The sequence below is a fragment of the Sphingobium sp. BS19 genome (genome assembly GCF_027925545.1).
In the GTDB taxonomy this organism is placed as follows: Bacteria; Pseudomonadota; Alphaproteobacteria; order Sphingomonadales; family Sphingomonadaceae; genus Sphingobium.
Genome location: NZ_BSEF01000093.1, coordinates 1 through 261, shown reverse-complemented (window position 1 = coordinate 261; position 261 = coordinate 1). Strand labels below are relative to the sequence as shown.

Here is a 261-nt window from a genome sequence, read left to right as displayed (position 1 = left end):
GCGGCGTGGTCGCGTCGGCAGCACGGTGCTGTCGTAATGCGCCGCCATCTCGGCGTAGCTGCGGTTGACCTGAGGATCGTACAGGCACGCCTTGATCACCGCGACCTTGGCATTGTCGGGCACGAACAGCCCTGGCGCGCCTCCGAACATCGCCAGCGCGCGGGTGTGGGCGGCCAACCAGTCCGGCAGCGTCTCGGTCCAGCTCCCTTCCGCGTAAGTGAGGCTGGAGGCGCCAAGCACCGCCACGAAGATGTGCGCGTC

General features: G+C 68.2%; 1 pseudogene. It reads right to left on the bottom strand.

Annotation, left to right across the window (positions count from 1 at the left end):
• A pseudogene (locus tag QMG56_RS23310) lies at positions 1-261 on the bottom strand (IS21 family transposase); the annotation flags it as partial.